General features: G+C 71.1%; 14 protein-coding genes. 7 read left to right on the forward strand and 7 right to left on the reverse strand.

The annotated features are described in order from the left end of the window. The first annotated feature begins 8 nt into the window (after nucleotides 1–8). The 4 genes from CRP55_RS51790 (at nucleotide 9) to CRP55_RS45035 (ending at nucleotide 3,639) form a co-directional block, all read left to right on the forward strand. A complete protein-coding gene (locus tag CRP55_RS51790) occupies nucleotides 9–1,511 on the forward strand; it encodes a VWA domain-containing protein (RefSeq protein WP_101536253.1) in 1,503 nt (500 codons plus the stop codon). A gap of 103 nt (nucleotides 1,512–1,614) precedes the next feature. Beyond that, nucleotides 1,615–1,887, forward strand: a complete 273-nt coding sequence (locus CRP55_RS45025; RefSeq protein WP_097328232.1) for a hypothetical protein — start codon at nucleotides 1,615–1,617, stop codon at nucleotides 1,885–1,887. Between the two features lie 10 nt (nucleotides 1,888–1,897). Further along, a complete protein-coding gene (locus tag CRP55_RS45030) occupies nucleotides 1,898–3,289 on the forward strand; it encodes a DUF4331 domain-containing protein (protein WP_097328233.1) in 1,392 nt (463 codons plus the stop codon). Beyond that, entirely contained in the window at nucleotides 3,286–3,639 is a 354-nt protein-coding gene (locus CRP55_RS45035) for a phospholipase (protein WP_097328234.1), read from the forward strand. Before CRP55_RS45030 ends, CRP55_RS45035 begins: the two co-directional genes overlap by 4 nt. A gap of 26 nt (nucleotides 3,640–3,665) precedes the next feature. On the opposite strand, the gene CRP55_RS45040 is transcribed toward CRP55_RS45035, so the two are convergent. The 5 genes from CRP55_RS45040 to CRP55_RS45060 form a co-directional block, all read right to left on the reverse strand. Beyond that, a complete protein-coding gene (locus tag CRP55_RS45040) occupies nucleotides 3,666–4,343 on the reverse strand; it encodes a hypothetical protein (protein ID WP_143235384.1) in 678 nt (225 codons plus the stop codon). A gap of 29 nt (nucleotides 4,344–4,372) precedes the next feature. Further along, entirely contained in the window at nucleotides 4,373–5,323 is a 951-nt protein-coding gene (gene pip / locus CRP55_RS45045; RefSeq protein WP_097328236.1) for a prolyl aminopeptidase, read from the reverse strand. A 14-nt stretch (nucleotides 5,324–5,337) separates the two neighbouring features. Further along, nucleotides 5,338–5,805: a hypothetical protein gene (locus CRP55_RS53665; RefSeq protein ID WP_179855620.1), complete on the reverse strand. Its 468-nt coding sequence runs from the start codon at nucleotides 5,803–5,805 to the stop codon at nucleotides 5,338–5,340. 683 nt (nucleotides 5,806–6,488) lie between these two features. Next, nucleotides 6,489–7,487, reverse strand: a complete 999-nt coding sequence (locus CRP55_RS45055; RefSeq protein WP_097328238.1) for a hypothetical protein — start codon at nucleotides 7,485–7,487, stop codon at nucleotides 6,489–6,491. 4 nt (nucleotides 7,488–7,491) lie between these two features. Then, nucleotides 7,492–9,048 (reverse strand): hypothetical protein, encoded by a 1,557-nt coding sequence (locus tag CRP55_RS45060; RefSeq protein WP_097328239.1) that lies wholly within the window; start codon nucleotides 9,046–9,048, stop codon nucleotides 7,492–7,494. Between the two features lie 208 nt (nucleotides 9,049–9,256). Between CRP55_RS45060 and CRP55_RS45065 the strand changes: the two genes are divergently transcribed. After that, the gene (locus CRP55_RS45065) at nucleotides 9,257–11,095 is read left to right on the forward strand and encodes a zinc metalloprotease (protein WP_097328240.1); all 1,839 of its coding nucleotides are present in this window, start codon (nucleotides 9,257–9,259) and stop codon (nucleotides 11,093–11,095) included. Here CRP55_RS45065 and CRP55_RS45070 read toward each other — a convergent pair. Together CRP55_RS45070 and CRP55_RS45075 are read right to left on the reverse strand one after the other, a co-directional pair. Next, a complete protein-coding gene (locus tag CRP55_RS45070) occupies nucleotides 11,092–11,781 on the reverse strand; it encodes a LuxR C-terminal-related transcriptional regulator (protein WP_097328241.1) in 690 nt (229 codons plus the stop codon). The genes CRP55_RS45065 and CRP55_RS45070 overlap by 4 nt on opposite strands. Before the next feature lie 35 nt (nucleotides 11,782–11,816). Further along, nucleotides 11,817–14,627, reverse strand: coding sequence for a helix-turn-helix transcriptional regulator (locus tag CRP55_RS45075; protein ID WP_097328242.1), 2,811 nt, complete (start codon nucleotides 14,625–14,627; stop codon nucleotides 11,817–11,819). Nucleotides 14,628–14,789: 162 nt separating this feature from the next. Here CRP55_RS45075 and CRP55_RS45080 point away from each other — a divergent pair, with 162 nt between their 5' ends. Together CRP55_RS45080 and CRP55_RS45085 are read left to right on the forward strand one after the other, a co-directional pair. Then, entirely contained in the window at nucleotides 14,790–15,131 is a 342-nt protein-coding gene (locus CRP55_RS45080; RefSeq protein ID WP_097328243.1) for a hypothetical protein, read from the forward strand. Next, nucleotides 15,116–16,423, forward strand: coding sequence for a radical SAM/SPASM domain-containing protein (locus CRP55_RS45085; RefSeq protein ID WP_097328244.1), 1,308 nt, complete (start codon nucleotides 15,116–15,118; stop codon nucleotides 16,421–16,423). The genes CRP55_RS45080 and CRP55_RS45085 overlap by 16 nt, the downstream gene beginning before the upstream one ends. Nucleotides 16,424–16,630: the final 207 nt, after the last annotated feature.

The raw sequence follows: 16,630 nt of genomic DNA on the forward strand, positions 1-16,630 counted from the left end.
GAGCAACGATGAAACAGCTCATCCGGTGCGCCGCGGCGCTGGGCGCCGCGGTGCTGGCGCTGGCCGTGCCACTGTCGGCGCCGGCGATGGCCGACGACAGCCGGGAGGACGTCTTCCGCCGGCTCCAGGTCGACCAGGTGCCGGCCGACTACGTGATCCTCGTGGACACCTCGGGCTCGATGGACGACCTGTTCGGCGGTGTCCGCTCGACGCTCGGCACGTTCCTGACCGGGCTCTCCCCCACCGACCACGTCGCGTTGTTCACCTTCGACGCGGGCGCCGTCCCGCGCTACATCGGGCCGGCCGGCGACACGGCGCGGATGATGGCCGATCTGCCCGTCGTACCCGACGGCAGCAGCACCGACATCGGCCGGGCGATCGAGCAGGCCGTCTCCGAGCTCGAGCGCCCCGGCGCCGCGGCCGTGGCCTCGGTCGTGCTGATCAGCGACGGCGGGCACTACCCGGGCGCCGGCACCGACTATCCGAAGACCACCGGCCCGGCCTGGGACGCCCTGAAGGCCCGGGCCGCGAAGCTGAAGACCACCTCGGTCAGGGGCTACGCGCTGCCGCTGAGCGGCGAGAGCGGGGCGCCGCTGCTCGGCTCGGTCATCAAGAACACGACCGTGCTCGACCCGAAGGCGGTCGCCCAACTCGGCGAATATCTGGACCGCAGCAAGGAGGGCGCCCGCCTGGAGAAGGCCCGCCTCATGCTCGCGCCCGACCAGGGCAAGGGCGTGACCGCGGCCTGGGAGGCGCCGGCCACGGCCGACCTGAGCGGCCGGGACGTGCCGGTGACGCTGACGCTGACCTCGGACACCACGCACACCCCGGTGACCGTGACCGGCTTGAAGGCCACCATGGACGGCGGGCCTCAGCTGACCGGCGACATCCCCCAGCAGGTCGATCTGGCCCCCGGCGAGTCCCGGTCCTTCCCGCTCACCCTCGAGTGGGACCGCGATCCGTGGCCCGTCCCGTTCCACGACGAGCGCACGTCCAGCGGCCCGCTGACGGTGAGCGGCCAGGTCACCGTCCCCTGGGCGGCCGCGCTCGCCCCCGACATCGACCTGAGGACGCCGGCCGGCCCGGCCGGGAACCCGCCCGGTCTCACCGTCTCCTCGACCGTCGGCACCTGGACGGCCCAGGCCGTCGCCGGCGCCGTCGCGCTGGTCCTGGCACTGCTGATCGCCCTGATCATCTATCTGCGCAAACGGGCGCCGCAGTCCGGCACGCTGGTCGCGGTCTCGCCGATGACCGGCCAGGAGGTGGCCCGTTTCCCGTTGCGCGGCCGGGTCACCCGCATCGGCGGTCAGGGCCTGACCGGTGAGGGCACCGTCGTGGCCCGGCGGGTACCCCGCCAGGCCACCAACACCGACGGCGTCGAGTACGAGATCACGTTCCGCGGCCTCGACCGCACCGACACCACCACCCTGCCCTCCCGGGGATCGGTGCTGGTCGGCGGCGTGGCGTTCGAGCATCAGCCGCCGCCGGAGCCGATCCCGGTCGGGCGCTGATTTTTTGGGAGCGCTCCTATTGAACCGTGCGCGGGGTGGATCACGTACTGACCGGCGTCGACATGCATCGCCTGGAGATTGCCGGTCCTACGAAAGGTCAAGCATGAGCCGCTCCCGCTACCGCGCACCGGGACGCACCTGGCTGTCCCGCCGCCGAGTCCTCGCCCTCGCCGCCACCGGCGTCGGCGTCTCGGCGGTCTCGGTCGCCGGGCTGAGCCTCGCCGGGGAGAACGAGCCCACGAGTGACGGATCCCCGCTGGTCATCTCGATCCGGGACGCCCAGAAGGGCACGATCGACGTCTTCTCCGGCCAGAAGCGGAAGACGATCACGGACAAGAAGCTCGTCGCCAGCCTGCTCAAAGCCGCTTCTCGCTAAGGGGATCCTCATGTCGTCACATCGCGAAGCCCCGGAGATCAGCAAGGATCCGGTGGCCGACAGCTCCGACCTGTACGCGTTCGTCAGCCCCGACGACCCCGACACGGTCACCCTGATCGCCAACTACGTGCCGCTCCAGCTCCCGGCCAGCGGCCCGAACTTCTTCGAGTTCGGCGACGACGTCGTCTACGCCATCCACATCGACACCGACGGCGACGCCCGGGCCGAGATCACGTACGAGTTCCGCTTCCGCACCGAGCTGCGCAACGACAAGACGTTCCTCTACAACACGGGACCGATCGAGTCGCTGGACAGCGAGAACTGGAACCGGCGCCAGTTCTACTCGGTGACCAAGGTCGACAAGCATGGCAAGAGCACGGTGCTGGCCAGCAAGCTGCCGTGCCCGCCCTGCAACGTCGGCAAGGTCTCCATCGCCGATTACGAGTCCCTGGCCGCGGACGCGGTGAAGAAGCTCAAGACGGGCGAGAAGGTCTTCGCCGGCCAGCGCGCCGACGCCTTCTTCGTCGACCTGGGCGCCATCTTCGACCTGGGCACGCTGCGCCCCTTCCAGGACAAGCACCTGGTCGGCCAGCAGCTGTTCAACTACGCCGGCAAGGCGGTCAACGCCACCGACAAGACGAACGTGCACAGCATCGCCCTGCAGATCCCGGTCCACCAAGTACGCCGCGACGGCAAGAAGAAGGTCCGCGGCCGCGACGCCGGCGCCGTCATCGGCGTGTGGACGTCGGCCAGTCGCCAGCAGGTCCAGGTCCGCGACGGCAACTCCTCGGGCGACGTGGCGGTGGGCCCGCAGGTGCAGGTCTCCCGCCTCGGCAACCCGCTGTTCAACGAGGTCATCGTCCCGATGGCCCAGAAGGACAAGTGGAACAGCCTGCCGCCGAGCGAGGACAAGCGCTTCGCCGAGTTCGTGGCGACACCGGAGCTGGGCGCGCTGCTGCCGGTGCTCTACCCCGGCCTGTTCGACAACCTGGCCGCCCTGAACAAGAAGAAGGAGCCCCGGGCCGACCTGCTGGCCATCCTCCTGACCGGCGTCCCCGACGGCTTGATCGACGGCTTCCAGAACAACACGGGCGACCTGCAGGCCGACATGCTGCGCCTGAACACGGCGATCCCGCCGGCCAAGGCGGAGAACAAATTCGGCGTCCTGGGCGGCGACGTGGCCGGCTTCCCCAACGGCCGCCGCATAGCCGACGACGTGGTCTCCATCTCCCTGCGAGCCATAGCCGGCGCGACCATCCCGCTGGTGAACGCCGACTTCAAGCCGGACGCGGCGGCGGCACTGGTCGAACAGGGCCTGAGCATCAAGAACTCCAGCGCGAAACCGCTGAAGAAGTTCCCGTACCTGGGAACCCCCTTCGACGGCTTCAGCACCCCGTCATGACCCACACCCACCACACCCTGGCCCCGTCGGGCCAGGGCACGGTCATGCTCGACATCGGCGGCGACATCGGCGCCCTGATCATCCACACCGACCCGAGATGGCACGGCCACGAGATCGAGGTGAGCCCGGCCGACAACCCGTCCCACCGCACACACGCCGCGGTCCGGGCCCGCCACACAAGCGGCGGCGTGACCTATTGCGCCGTCATCGATGCCCTGCCCTCAGGCTCGTATTTGATCTGGCAGGCTTCAGTCAACCCCTTGACCCACTTGGCCGTACGAGGCGGCGCCGTCACCGAATACACCTGGCCCACCCAGGCCGTTCCGGGCCGGGGCCTGGTTTCCCCCTGACGGCGCCACCGACCAGAGCGCCGTGCCTAAGCCACCCACCACCAGCCGTCGCCTACTTCTCGTTGGGGCCGACCGTTGTCGCCCTCGGCGGTCGTGATCCAGGTTGCGGCGGTGGGTGGCTGGGGGAAGTACGCGAGGCCGGTTCCCGACTCGGCGCGCCAGTTCTGCCACATCTGCACGAAGAGCACGGTGGGGGCGGCGTAGGCGAAGCCGGACGGGCACAGGGAGCGCAGGCCGGAGGGCAGCGTCAGGTCGCTGTCGAGGTGGCCGGCCCGGTAGTCCTCGGCCAGGTCGGCCAGCTCGGCGCGATGGGCCCGGTACTGGTGGTCGACGGTGCCGATCTGCGGATTCTGCTGGACGGTGACGACGATCGCGGTGGCGGACAGGGCCAGGCACACCAACGCGATCACCCACGAACGTCGCAGGCAGGCGATCAGGATCACCGAGATCGACAGCACCGTGCCGAGGAACAGGCTCAGCCAGGTGAGCGACAGGCCCACGATCGACCCGGCCAGGAAGGGCGTCCGGCCGAGCCACAGGAGCGGTACCAGCAGCAGCCAGCCGGCGACGCCGAAGGCCACGAGCACCAGCCCGCGTCGGCCCCGGGGCTTGACGGGCGTCTCGGGGGCTTCTTCTTCCGCGTCCCACCAGAACGTCATCCGGCGATCCTGGGCCACCGCCTCCCCGCGGGGAAGGCCCGTCACGAATCCTCCACATGATCTCCCGGGTGTGCTCACCGGGAGAGGTCGTCGGCGAAGCGGTCCGTGCTGCGGATCAGGTGCTCGGTGATGCCGGGCTCGAGCGATGAATGACCGGCGCCGGGTACGATGTGCAGGGTCGCTTCCGGCCAGCGTTTGGCCAGGTCGTACGCGGTCACGGGTGGGCAGCACAGGTCGTAGCGGCCCTGGATGATGGTGGCGGGCAGGTGCCGGATGCGGTCCACGCCGTCGAGAAGCTGGGTCTCCGAGGCGAAGAAGCCGCCGTTGATGACGTAGTGGGCGAGGATCCGGGCCGCCGGCAGCACGGTGTCGTCCGCGGTCAGCGAGGCGATCAGCCCCGGATCGGGTGTCAGCGAGGAGTTGACCGCCTCCCAGCGCATCCACGCGTCGGCGCAGCGCCGTGCAACCTCACCGTCGTCGCCGGTGAGGCGCCGGTAGTAGGCGGCGAGGATGTCGTCGCGCTCAGCGGCCGGGATCGGCGCGATGAAACGCTCCCACTCCTCGGGTTGCAGGTGGTGCAGGCCGCCCTGGTAGATCCAGGCCCGCTCGCTGCGGCGGACCAGATAGATGCCGCGCAGGATCAGCCCGGTCACCCGATCCGGATGGGCCTGCGAGTAGGCGAGCCCCAGCGTCGACCCCCACGAGCCGCCGAACACGAGCCAGGCCCGCACCCCGAGCCGCTCCCGGATCATCTCCAGGTCGTCGACGAGATGCCAGGTGGTGTTGTCCCGCAGCTCGCCTCGCGGCGTGCTGCGCCCGGCGCCCCTCTGCTCGGGAAGGATGATCCGGTAACGCGCGGGGTCGAAGAAGCGCCGCATGACCGGGGCGAGCCCACTCCCCGGCCCGCCGTGCACGAAGACCACCGGAATACCGCCCGGATCTCCGGCCTCCTCCACGTAGAGCCGATGACCACCACCCGCGTCGAGGCGGTGAACGGCGTAGGGCTCGATCGGCGGGTAGAGCATCCGGCGATCGTAGGTCAGAGGATGAAGAACGTGCCGCCGATGCCGCGTTCGCCGGAGCCGGCCAGGGCTCGCGACAACGCCAGGAGCTGGGCGTCGGTCAGGGAGGCGACATAGTCGAGGACGGCCCGCTGCTTCTCGGCCGGGGAGCCGGCCAAGCCGTCCTCGTATTCGCGGAGTGTCCTCGGCAGACGTGACGGGTCGTGCTCGGACCAGTCGACGAGGCGGGCCACCGTGTCGCGCAGGACGCGGGTCTGGCCCAGCTGGCTCAGAGCCAGTTCGGCCCGGTCGATGACGAACTTGCGGGTCAGCCATTTGAGCACCTGCACCTCGTGCCAGTGATCGGCCTGAAGCCGGGCGGTGACCGCCTGGTTCTCGCCGCGGGCCTCAGCTGTCACCCCGCGTACGTAGGAGTTGGTGCGGCTGGCGAAAGCGGACCGGATCGTCGCGTAGGCGGTGCGCGAGCCGTCGAAGTTGCGGAGCATCGTGTAGTCGATGAGGACGCGGACCTTCTCCGCCGGACCCCGAGAAAGTCGCGCAGGACGGCGACGATCTGGTTGCGGGGAAACGATCCGGCGCAGTAGAAGTCCTCGAGATCGTGCAATGCGTACGTGATGTCGTCGGCCGTGTCCATGATCGAGGCTTCCAGGGTCTGCGCTCCCGGCGGGACGCGGACGCTCTCCCGCACTTTGTCGAAGGTGCCCTTGTCGACCGAGTAGGCGTTGAACTTCTTCCATGCCAGTTCGCCGGGCTGGTTGGCGCGCAGCCACGGATATTTCACCACCGCGGCCAGGGTCGCGGCGGTGAGGTTGAGGCCGGCGTGGTGCTGGAAGCGGTGCTCCAGCCGGGTGAGGATGCGGAAGCTGCAGCGCGTACGAGTGCAGGACCCGGTCGCAGTCGAGGCGGGCCTCGCTGCGGAAGTCGCCGGAGCGTTTCTCCACCGACACCCGGAAGTCGCGGCCGGTCTGCTCGGGCCGACGTTCGCCGTTCTCCTGCACGGTGACGCAGCCCTCGCCGACCAGGCGGAGGCGGCCCCAGTGGATGAGGTCCCAGAGTTCGGCGGCGACCTTCAGCTTGCTGACGCCGGCCTCCGCGCCGGCCCGGCGCAGCAGGTCCTCGATGCTGATCTCGCCGGCTTCGCGTACGGCGTCGAGGATCTTCTCGGGTTTCATGACGTCTTCGCCTCCGGGTGGGATTCCTTGCTGGGGAGGTGGTCGAGGATCTGCTGGGCCCGGTCGTCGGCGACCCGGGTCACCAACTGCTGGGCGATGCCGAGCAGAAGCGCGTACGCGAGAATCTGCCGTTGATTGTCGAGGTTCGTCAGGCCGGGGACGAAGCCGCCGGAGAGCAGCAGGATGCCGATGATGGCGCTCAGCGCGCCGGCCGGCACCTTCAGAACCGCGAGAGCTGTCGAGACCGAGTACGGGGTCGAGGTGCCCCGCAGGTTGCGGATGGCGATGAGCGCGCCCAGGAAACCGCCGACCGCGCCCAGGGCGGCGACGATGAGGATGTCGCCGCCGGTGGGCTGCTGATGCTCGCCGCTCGGGCACACGCTCGGCTGTGGTGGCTGGTTGGGGACGGCCGTTGTCACGCCGGGCTCGAAGCACATGGGTATCGCGTTCGGGAACAGCGCGACCACGGCCACCAGCAGGCCGGTGGTGAGCAGGATAGCTATCGCCGTGAGCAGGATGATGTTCCGGAAGTCACGCAGGCGTACGTACTCCTCGTCCCTGGCGTCGTAGGCCGTCTCCATCACCTGCTTCAGGGCCGCCCGCCGCCTCTCCGGATGGCTGTTGTTCAGGACCCGCTCGGCTTCCACCCGGCGCGGGTCGTCGGGGCTCAGCACCATCGCGATGCGGGCCGTCGCCTCCGGCACCACCGCCTCGAACTCGGCGTCGGGCAGCAGGTCGACCAGGAAGATCTTCGCGGCGTGCAGGTGCATGTAGGCGAGCTCGATGGAGGTGCCGCGCTTGCGCTTGGTGCCGCGCCGGCAGGCCTCGCGCGCGTTGACCACGTGCGACTCGACCGCCTCCCGGCTGACCTGCTGCGCCTCGGTCAGCGTGCCGGCCGTCGCGGCCCGCATGCGGTGCTGGATGCGGTCGGCCTCGACGAAGGCCTGCACGGCCCACGGCTCGGGCCAGGGCAGCTGGGCGGGGTCGGTAGTCATGGCCTTAGAAAGGGACGGCCGTGCGGATCAGGTCGAGGGTCTCGTCGGCCCAGCCGAACACCGACAGAGCCGAGTTGATGTTCTGCGGTGGGCGGGTGACGAGGGTGTCGCGGCGCAGCAGGCGGGTGAAGTCGACGCCGACCGGCTCGCTGCGCGGGGCGCCGTTGGGGGTGCGGAACTGCACGCCGGCCCGCCGCATCACCTGGACGATCTCCTGGGCCAGGATGCCGGCGCCGGTCGCGGTCGGATGCACGCCGTCGAGGGAGAACAGGCCGCCGGTGGCCCGGCCCCCGTTGCCGTCGGCGGTGAGGAACTCCGAGGTGTACGGCGGGTTCAGCGTGGCCAGCGGCGCGGGCATCGGATAGGGCCGCCACCAGTCCGGGCGGGCCGTCACGTCGTCCATGTAGCGGCGGCTGGCCGCCCGGTCGAGCACGCCGGCCAGGTCGAGCAGGTACCAGTCCTCGCCGCCGTTGCGGGCGTCGCGGACGACGTCGGTGATGGCGTCGTTGTACTGGTCGATCGCGCTGTCCACGGCGCGGGCCTCGTCGGCGGTGATGTGCGGGTCACGGCCGGGGTCGAAGTCGCGGTCGCTGATCCAGGGCCGGGTGTAGTACGGGAAGTAGCGCGACCCGGGCTCGATCTTGCCGCCGGTGCCGCGGCAGATCGGGGCGATGGTGACGTGCGGGACCGTGCACCAGATGACGTGCTGGGCCCGGATGCCGCGCACGCGCAGGGCGACCTCGGCCAGCTCCTCCACGAAATGCGTGGGCCGCCACACCGTGTACTCGCCCTTGCGGTCGAGGTCGCGGTAGCCGTCGCCGCTCCACACGACCTTCAGGTCGGTGACCGCGCCGAGCGCGTTGTTGGCGCCGAGGAAGACGACCAGGGTCTCGATGCCGTGCCGGTCGCCGTCCTTGCCGAGCTCGGCGGCCAGGTCGAAGACGGTGCGGTCGCGGCCGGAGACCGGCTGGGTGGGATAGATGCGCAGGGCGGCCCGCTCCGAGTCGTTCTCGATCCGCTGGTTGATCAGGGCGTCGGAGGGGCTGCGCAGCCGCGACAGCATCCGGCCCGCGGTCTGGCTGAGGGCGTCGCGCAGGTCCCATCCGTACATCGCGAGGTTGTGGGGAATGCTCGTGGTGGTGGGAACGGCCGAGCCCGGGCCGCGCTCCCAGTAGTCCTCGCCGCCGTCCATCCACTGCCGCGCCGTGAACAGGGCCAGCGGCAGCTCCCACCAGTCGACCTTGTCGCCGTAGCGGTCCTGCAGTTCGCGCAGGAACAACTCGATGTTCAGCGGCAGGCCGCCGGGACCGCCGTAGGTCGGGAAACGGAACTGGTCGAGCCAGCCCAGCTCGTACGCGACGATGGCCGGCGCCGAGAGCTCGGTCTGATAGACGGCGCCGCTGCGCATGCCGTGCGTCAGCGAGTCGCCGATGGTGACCAGGCGGTGCGGCGGCGGCGTGGCGCCGTTCTCGACGGTCACGGTGATCCCGAGCGTGGGGTCCTCGACCGGGGTGCGCGCCTGATCGGTGATCTCCACGTCGGGCGGGATGACTGCGGACATGACGGGTGGTCCTTTCCTTCGCGGAAGCCGGATTTCCATCGTTGATTTCCGGCGTCGTTTCCGCGTCGGCCGATTGCCGTCACCGGGTACGTCGTCCGGCATAGGCGAACGGACGTGGAGATTCCGGCGCGTACGTCTGTGATCCGACACCGGAAATCGGGCGTGCGGCCGACGAATGGCGGACCGGTCCCATTGAAGAATGTGATTCATGAACGAAGGAAGGTATGAGGGAACCAACGATCTCGGAATTCGTCTCGAGTTCCGTCAGGACGACACCGGAGCGATGAGCGGCGATCTCTTCCTGGACGGGCCGGGCGGTGGCTATCTGGCATCGTTCCGGCTCGCACCGGGCATCCGCGGTCCGAGCGACGACGGCTCCTGGCCGGTGATCTGCCAGTCGTCCGACGGACGGGTCACCCAAGGCCGATTGACCGTACGCCCGCAGGACGCGCCGCCGGATGCCGCGACCGTCGAGCTGACGCTCGACCAGCAGCTCAACGGCCTGTCCGCGGTCACTCCGGTGGTCGTCGAGGTGCGGCGGACCGGTAGCCGGCTCCGCAAGCTGGACGTCGAGATCGAGGTCGAGGAGAACGTCGTCGTCCGCGACGAGGCCCGCCTGACCCTGCGGACGGCCCTCGAAGGCGCCGGGTTCGAGGTGAACGAGATCGACGGGGGCGCCCCGATCCGGCGGCACACCGCCTGGGACTGGCACGACGGGAACGTCTACACCGTGCTCGACATCGCCATGAAGAAGGCGGCCGCCCGCGACGCCGACCTGACCGTGCCGAAGTGGCGGGTCCAGCTGATGCTGCTGTCCCGGGCCACCCGCGACGGGCTGTACGGGGTGATGTTCGACGTCAAGCTGTTCCCGCGGCAGGGCTGCGCCGTCTTCGTCGACGAGATCCGCGAGCGTTTCCCCCAGAACACGGACCGCCAGATCGAGTACACGATGGTGCACGAGGTCGGGCACGCGCTCAACCTGGCCCACCGCTTCGAGCGGGCGGTCGGCTTCACCGACTCGACGTCGGTCATGAACTACCCGGACAAGTTCGGGGGCGGCGGCCAGGTGGACGCCTTCTGGGACGGCTTCCGCAACGGGTTCGACCCGGACGAGCTGGCCTTCGTGCGGCACGGCGCGCTGAACTCCGTGATGCCCGGAGCATCGCTGTTCGGGGCCTTCGACTACTGGAGCGGCGCGGCCGGCGCCCGGCCGTCCTTCGTGCCGTCGACGCCCGGCACCGACCTGCGGCTCAGCCTGCGGCCGCCGCCGCGGGGCACCAAATTCGCGTACGGCCAGCCGCTCTACCTCGAAGTGAGGCTGGAGAACAAGAGCGACACCCCGGTCGAGCTGCCCGTCGACGTCCTGGACATCAAGGCGGGATATCTGGAGATCCTCGTCGAGCGCAACCCCGCGCCGGGACCCGCCCGGATCGACATCGCGCAGACCTTCTCGCCGGCCGTGCGGCGCTGTCTGGCCGACATCGACGGCCGGCGGGACGTGCTGTCGAAGGGTGACCAGCCGAAGAAGCGCAACCTCTACCTCAGCTTCGGCGCTGGAGGCTATCTGGTCGCCGAGCCCGGCCGATATCGCCTGACGCCGCTGGTGACCATCCCCGACCGCAAGAACCGGCCCCACACGCTGGTGATCCTGGGCGAGTCGCTCGACGTGCAGGTGGCCTTCCCGACCAGCAAGCGGGACGAGAGGCACGGCGACGCGCTGCTCGACGCCGACGCGCAGGCCTGGCTCTCGGTCGGCGGCACGAACGGGCTCCCCGGGGTCGGCGGCGCCCTCCGGGAGGTCCACGCGGAGCGGCTGGCGAAGAAGGGCCTGGCTGATCCGCTCGCCGCCTCCCTCACCCGCGCCCTCGGCATCTACTACAGCCGCGCCTACGTGGACGATGCGCTGCGTACTAGCGAGGCCCGGCCCGCGGAGTCCCTCAAGCTGCTGAACGACCTCCTCGGCGACGAGACGGCCCTGCGCGTCTTCGACCGGGAGACGGTCGCGGGCACCCGAGCCTTGCGGGCGGAGATGGCCAAGCAGGCCTAGGCGGCCGCGGCGCCCGTCTGGACCAGCCCGGAGCGGTACGCGACGACGACCGCCCGGGTGCGGTCCGGGCACTCCAGCTTCATCAGGATCCGGCCGATGTGGGTGCGGACGGTGCCCGGGCTCAGGAACAGCCGTTTCGCGATCTCGGGGCTGCCCAGCCCGTACGCCAGCAGCATCAGCACCTCACGCTCGCGGACGGTGAGCCGGGCGACCAGCCGGGACGGGCTGCGGCCGCCGGCCGGTCGCCAGGCCAGCTCGGTCAGCATGTCGCGCAGCACCACCGGGTCGAGCCAGACGCCGGCCTCGGCCACCGTCCGTACGGCGCCGATGAGGGTCTCCGGCGGGCGCGACTTGAGCAGGAAGCCGGCGGCACCGGCCCGCATCGCCTGCCAGGCACGCTCAGGGCTGTAGTCGGCGGTCATCGGCAGCACCCGGACCGGATGCCCGGCCTGGTGGCAGGCGGGGTCGGTGACGAGCCGGCCGATCAGGTCGATCTTGTCGTCGGCCGCGGGCGGCAGGTCGAGAAGGAGCACGTCCGGGCGGTGCCGGGCGGCGGCTTCGGCGGCGCCGGGCCCGGCGTCCGCGGTGGCGGCCACGACGAGACCCGGCTGGGCGGCGAGCAGAGCCGCGATCCCGGCGCGGACCAGCGGCTGATCGTCGGCGATGAGGATACGGATGGTCTGCATGACAGCATCCTCGGCTTCGGTGACGCACGCGGGCGTCAGGGTAGCGACCCTGAGAATTGCGTCAGGTGCTCGCGCCCCGGCACGGCGAGCTTGCGGTAGACGGCGTTCAGGTGGGTCTCGACGGTCTTGATGGTGATGTAGAGGTGCTCGGCGATCTCCCGGTTGGTGCAGCCGCCGGCCGCGAGCTTTGCGACGGCGGCCTGACCGGCGGTGAGCGAGGCGACGCCGGTGACCCGGGTGCGGCGGGGCCGGCCGCCGGCGGCGCGGATCTCGTCGGCCAGGTGGCCCGCGAGCCGGTCCATGCCGACCTGGACGGCCAGGTCGAGGGCGGCCGCCAGCTCGGCGCGGGCCTCGCGCAGGCGGCCGGCCCGGCGCAGGGCGGCGCCGTGACTGGCCCGGACCCGGGCCAGGACGGGCAGCCGAGGGGTGCCGGCGCAGACGGTCACGGCCTCGGCCAGCAGCTCGACGGCCTCGCGGGCGGGCGCGAAGGAGGACCGTCGCCGCAGGGCCAGGGCGAGCCGGTAGGACGGGCCGTGCCGGCGCCGGATCAGCAGCTCACGGTCGGCCTCGCGGAGTGCCCGCACGCGGTCGCCGAGCCGTTCGTAGGCATGGCTGGCGACGAGATGAGCCTCATGCGTGATCTCGGCCTCGGTGACCGGTGCGCCCGGCGCCTCGGGCAGGCCGAGCCGGGCGAGCGCCTCCGCCGGGCGGCCGCACAGCAACTCGCCGAGCGCACCCACGAACGGAACGTCGGTGTTCCCGTTCAGCAGGTGCAGCGCCGCCTCCGGATAGTCGCCCCGCTCCAGCTCGGTGCAGCCGCGGGCGTAACTCGCCAGCGACGCGTACATCGGAAGGCCGTGCCGGGCGGCGAACGCCTCGGCTTCGCTCAGCCGGGTGAGAGCCTCCTCGAAGCGGCCGCAGCGCAGGCTGTTGAGGATGGTGCGGTGCGACCACTCGGCCTGCAGCTCGGGTGAGACGCGGCGCAGACGGGCCACCTCGGGTTGCAGCCGGGTCAGGATGGCCTCGGCTTCCCCCATGGCCTCGGCCGAGGCCAGGAAGGCGGTCGCCTCGAGCGCGGCCAGCACCTCGCAGTAGGTGAGCGGCCGGTTCGACGGCAGGTCCTCGACGACGCGCGACAGGTGACGGACGAACTCCTCGGGTGAGCACCGCCCGGTGGACCGGTGGTGGATCGCGGCGCACAGCAGCAGGCGGCGCTCCTCGCCGCTGCCGATCGGCAGCGCGGCCACGTCGACGCCGACGAGCCGGTCCGGCGCCTGCTCGGCGTGCCCGTTCGCGACGTGCAGCAGGAGGGCGGCGCGCACCCGGACCTCGGCCGCCGTGTCGCCGTACGGCTCGGCGTCGAACGCCCGCCGGTGCAGCTTGACGGCCGCCTCGTGGTCGCCCAGGTCGTACAGCAGCTCCAGCAGGTCGGCCAGGGCGCCCAGCGCCACCTCCCGGCCCCCGGTGTCGACCACCTCGGTCAGATGGCTGAGGGCCTCGGCCGTCGCCCCGGTGGCCCGCTCGGCCGTGGCCAGGGCGGCCAGGACCTCGGGACGGAGGGCCGGGGCCGGCGGCTCGGCGATCGCCCGCACCAGCAGCCGGCGAGCGGCGCCGACCGAGCCGGCGTCCAGGTCGCGCCGGGCCTCGTCGAGCAGCAGCCCGACGACCTCCGGGGCGCCGGTGGGCGGCGCGTGGAGAAGATGTTCCGCTATCCGGCTCGCGGGCGCTCCGGCCGCCGTCAGCAGCGCGGCGGCCCGGGCGTGCAGGCGGCCCAGCCGTTCCGGGCCGGTGGTCTGCTCGACGGCCGCCCGCAGCAGGGGATGCAGGAACGCGACCGGGTCCGTACGGGCCAGGATCGACGACACGCGCAAGGCGGCCGCGGCGTCGCCGGCCGGAGCCGCCGCCACCCCGGCCAGGGCGGCGACATCGGCCAGCGGCACGTCCTCGCCGAGAACGGCGGCGGCCTGGGCCACGACCGTGGCGACCGGCCCGAGCTCGCCCAGCCGCCAGCGCATGGTGTGCGCCAGCGCGGCGGGCCCGGTCGCGGACAGGTCGGCCGGGGTGAGGGCATCGGGTGACAGGCCCGCGGCTTTCAGAGGGCGGACGAGCTCGCGCAGGTAGAAGACGTTGCCGCCGCTGGCCTGGGCGCAGGCGGCGGTGAAGGCGGCATCGGTGTCGTGGCCGAAGGTGTAGCGCAGCAGGGTGGCGACGCCGGCCTCGGACAGCGGCGCCGGATGGACGACGCTGGCCCAGTCGAGGGTGGCCAGCCGGGCCAGCAACGGCTCGGCCACCGTGCCCGTCTCGGGGCGGGCGGTGACGATGATCGCGATCGGGGCCTGTTGCAGGTCTTCGGCGGCGTCGACGACGACTCGCAGGGAATCGGCGTCGGCCCAGTGGGCGTCGTCGATCACGAGCAGCAGCGGCCCCTGGTCGGCGAGCCCGGCGAGCAGCCACTGGCAGCCGTAGTCGACGCCGGCCGCGACCGTGGCGCCCGGTGTGAACAGCGGGGCCGCGAAGGCCGCGGCCCCGGACAGCGCGGTGGGCCCGCCGAGGCGGTCCACCTCGGGGCCGAGAAGACGGCGCAGCAATTCGTACGGCGCGGCGGTGCTCAGGTGAGGCACCCGGGTGGCGAGGACGCGGAGCCCGTCGTCGAGGGCCCGGTCGCGCGCCGCCTGCAGCAGCGCGGTCTTGCCGATGCCGGCGGCGCCCTCGACGACCACGACCCGGGCCGCGCCCTCACCGGCCTCGCGCAGGCATGCTCGCAGCGCGGCGAGCTCGCGCACCCGTTCCACCATGACGGCCGGCTGGGGCCACGCCGCGGCGACGACTCTCGGTCGCCTGGCCATGGGCTGATGCTAGGCACGCGGAATCGCAGACTGCATCTGATTATCGGCTGCCGCGTCTGACTGATCCGCGTATTGACTTTGCCTTCACCTGAGGCGAGTGTGCGGATTAGATGGGCATTTCTCGATCATTTAATTGATCCTTTGCTCAGGGGGCGACCGCCAATGTCTGACAATTTCGGCGACACCGGTTTCAACCTCTTTCGGCTCGACGGCCGCCTCTTCGCGGCCTATCCGCCGGAGATCCAGCGCGCCATCGAGACGCTGACGACCTACGTCGACGACGTGGTCGCCGGCCGCCAGCCGGCGCCATCGCCCGGGGACGTGCGTTCGAGGACCGAGCAGACCGCCGAAGAGGCGGAGGAGAACGCGGCGCCGCTGCCGACGGGCGTCGCCTGCAGTTCGGTGTCCGGCACCGAGACCGAGCGGTCCGACCGGGGCCGCCAGATCGTGCTCCTCTGCGGCCCGGCCGCCGAGGCCATCATCCTCGAATGCCTCAGCCCGTGAGGGAGTCCCGCTACAACATCTGGGTTGACGACGGCCCGCGGTCCTACGTGTACAACGGCGTCTCCGGGCGCATCGTCGAAGTCCCCACGGACCAGCGGGAGCCGATCGCCCGCTTCCTGGCCGGCGACGACGACGCCCCGGTGAACGAGGCGCTTCTGCAATCCCTGGCCGCCCACCAGATGATCATCAGGGACACCCTGGACGAGCTGGCGCTGCTGCGCGACCGCTACGCGAAGTCGCGCCACGACGACCGCGCCTTCCGCCTGACCATCGTCACGAGCCTGGGCTGCAACTTCGACTGTCCGTACTGCTTCGAGGCCAAACACCCGTCGCTGCTGGACGACGACGTCCAGCAGCGCCTGCTCCAGCTGGTGGACAAACGGCTTTCGGCCGTACGGAGTCTGTCCGTCCTCTGGTACGGCGGCGAGCCCCTGGTGGGCCTGCCCGCCCTGCTGAGCCTCTCCGACAGCCTGCTGTCCAGGGCCGCCGCGGCCGGCGCCGCCTACACCGCCCAGATCATCACGAACGGCTACCTGCTCACGGCCTCGGTCGCGCGGCAGCTCCGCGACCGAGCCGTCACCAGTTGCCAGATCACCCTCGACGGCCCACCGGAGAAGCACAACAGCCGCCGCCCCTTGGCCGGCGGCCGAGGCACCTTCGACCAGATCCTTGCCAACATCATCACCGCCGCCGACGTCCTGAACGTGACAGTTCGCGTCAACCTGGACGAGGACAACGTCGCCGACTACCCCCGCCTCCTGCACCTGCTGGCCGCCGCCGGCCTGCCCGGCCGGGTGAGCGTCCACCCCGGCCACGTCCTGCCGGCCCCGGTGAACCCGTTGGCCCCCAGCGCCACCTACTCCACGGGTTGCCTGACCCGCCCCGCCTTCGCCGAGGCCGAACAGCGCTTCACCGCCTTGGCCACCAGCCTGGGCTTCAGCACACCGGCCCCGGCCCGCCCGCTCGGCGCCCCGTGCACGGCGGTCCGGGCCAACGAACTCATCGTCGGGAGCCGGGGCGAGCTCTACAAGTGCACCGAGACCGTAGGCGACCCTCGCGAGGTGATCGGCAACCTGCGCGACTGGCCGAAGGAGAACGACCGCCTCTCCAAGTGGCTGACCTACGACCCCTTCACCGACCCGGACTGCCGTTCGTGCATAGCCTTGCCGGTCTGCATGGGCGGCTGCGCCTACCACAGCATGAACCCCAGCCTGGCCGACTCCCGCTGCTCCACTTTCCGCTTCCGCCACCGCGAACAGGTGAACCGCCTGATCGCCGCCCGCACGCGTTAGGTGTCTCCCATGAGCCTTTGGCCCCCTCACGCCGTGGTGGACGTATCCAGCGCGGCCGAGCTCATGAAGTTTCTGGTGCAGGGAAAGCTGGACCGCTATCCGACCATGACATGGCGCGGCGTGGCCGACGTCGAGTGGCCGATCGATTGCGGCCTCGCCCGCAAACTGATCAAGACTCAATGCGACGGCGACCGGAGGAAGCTGACC

The organism is Paractinoplanes atraurantiacus (assembly GCF_900215205.1).
Taxonomy (GTDB): Bacteria; Actinomycetota; Actinomycetes; order Mycobacteriales; family Micromonosporaceae; genus Actinoplanes; species Actinoplanes atraurantiacus.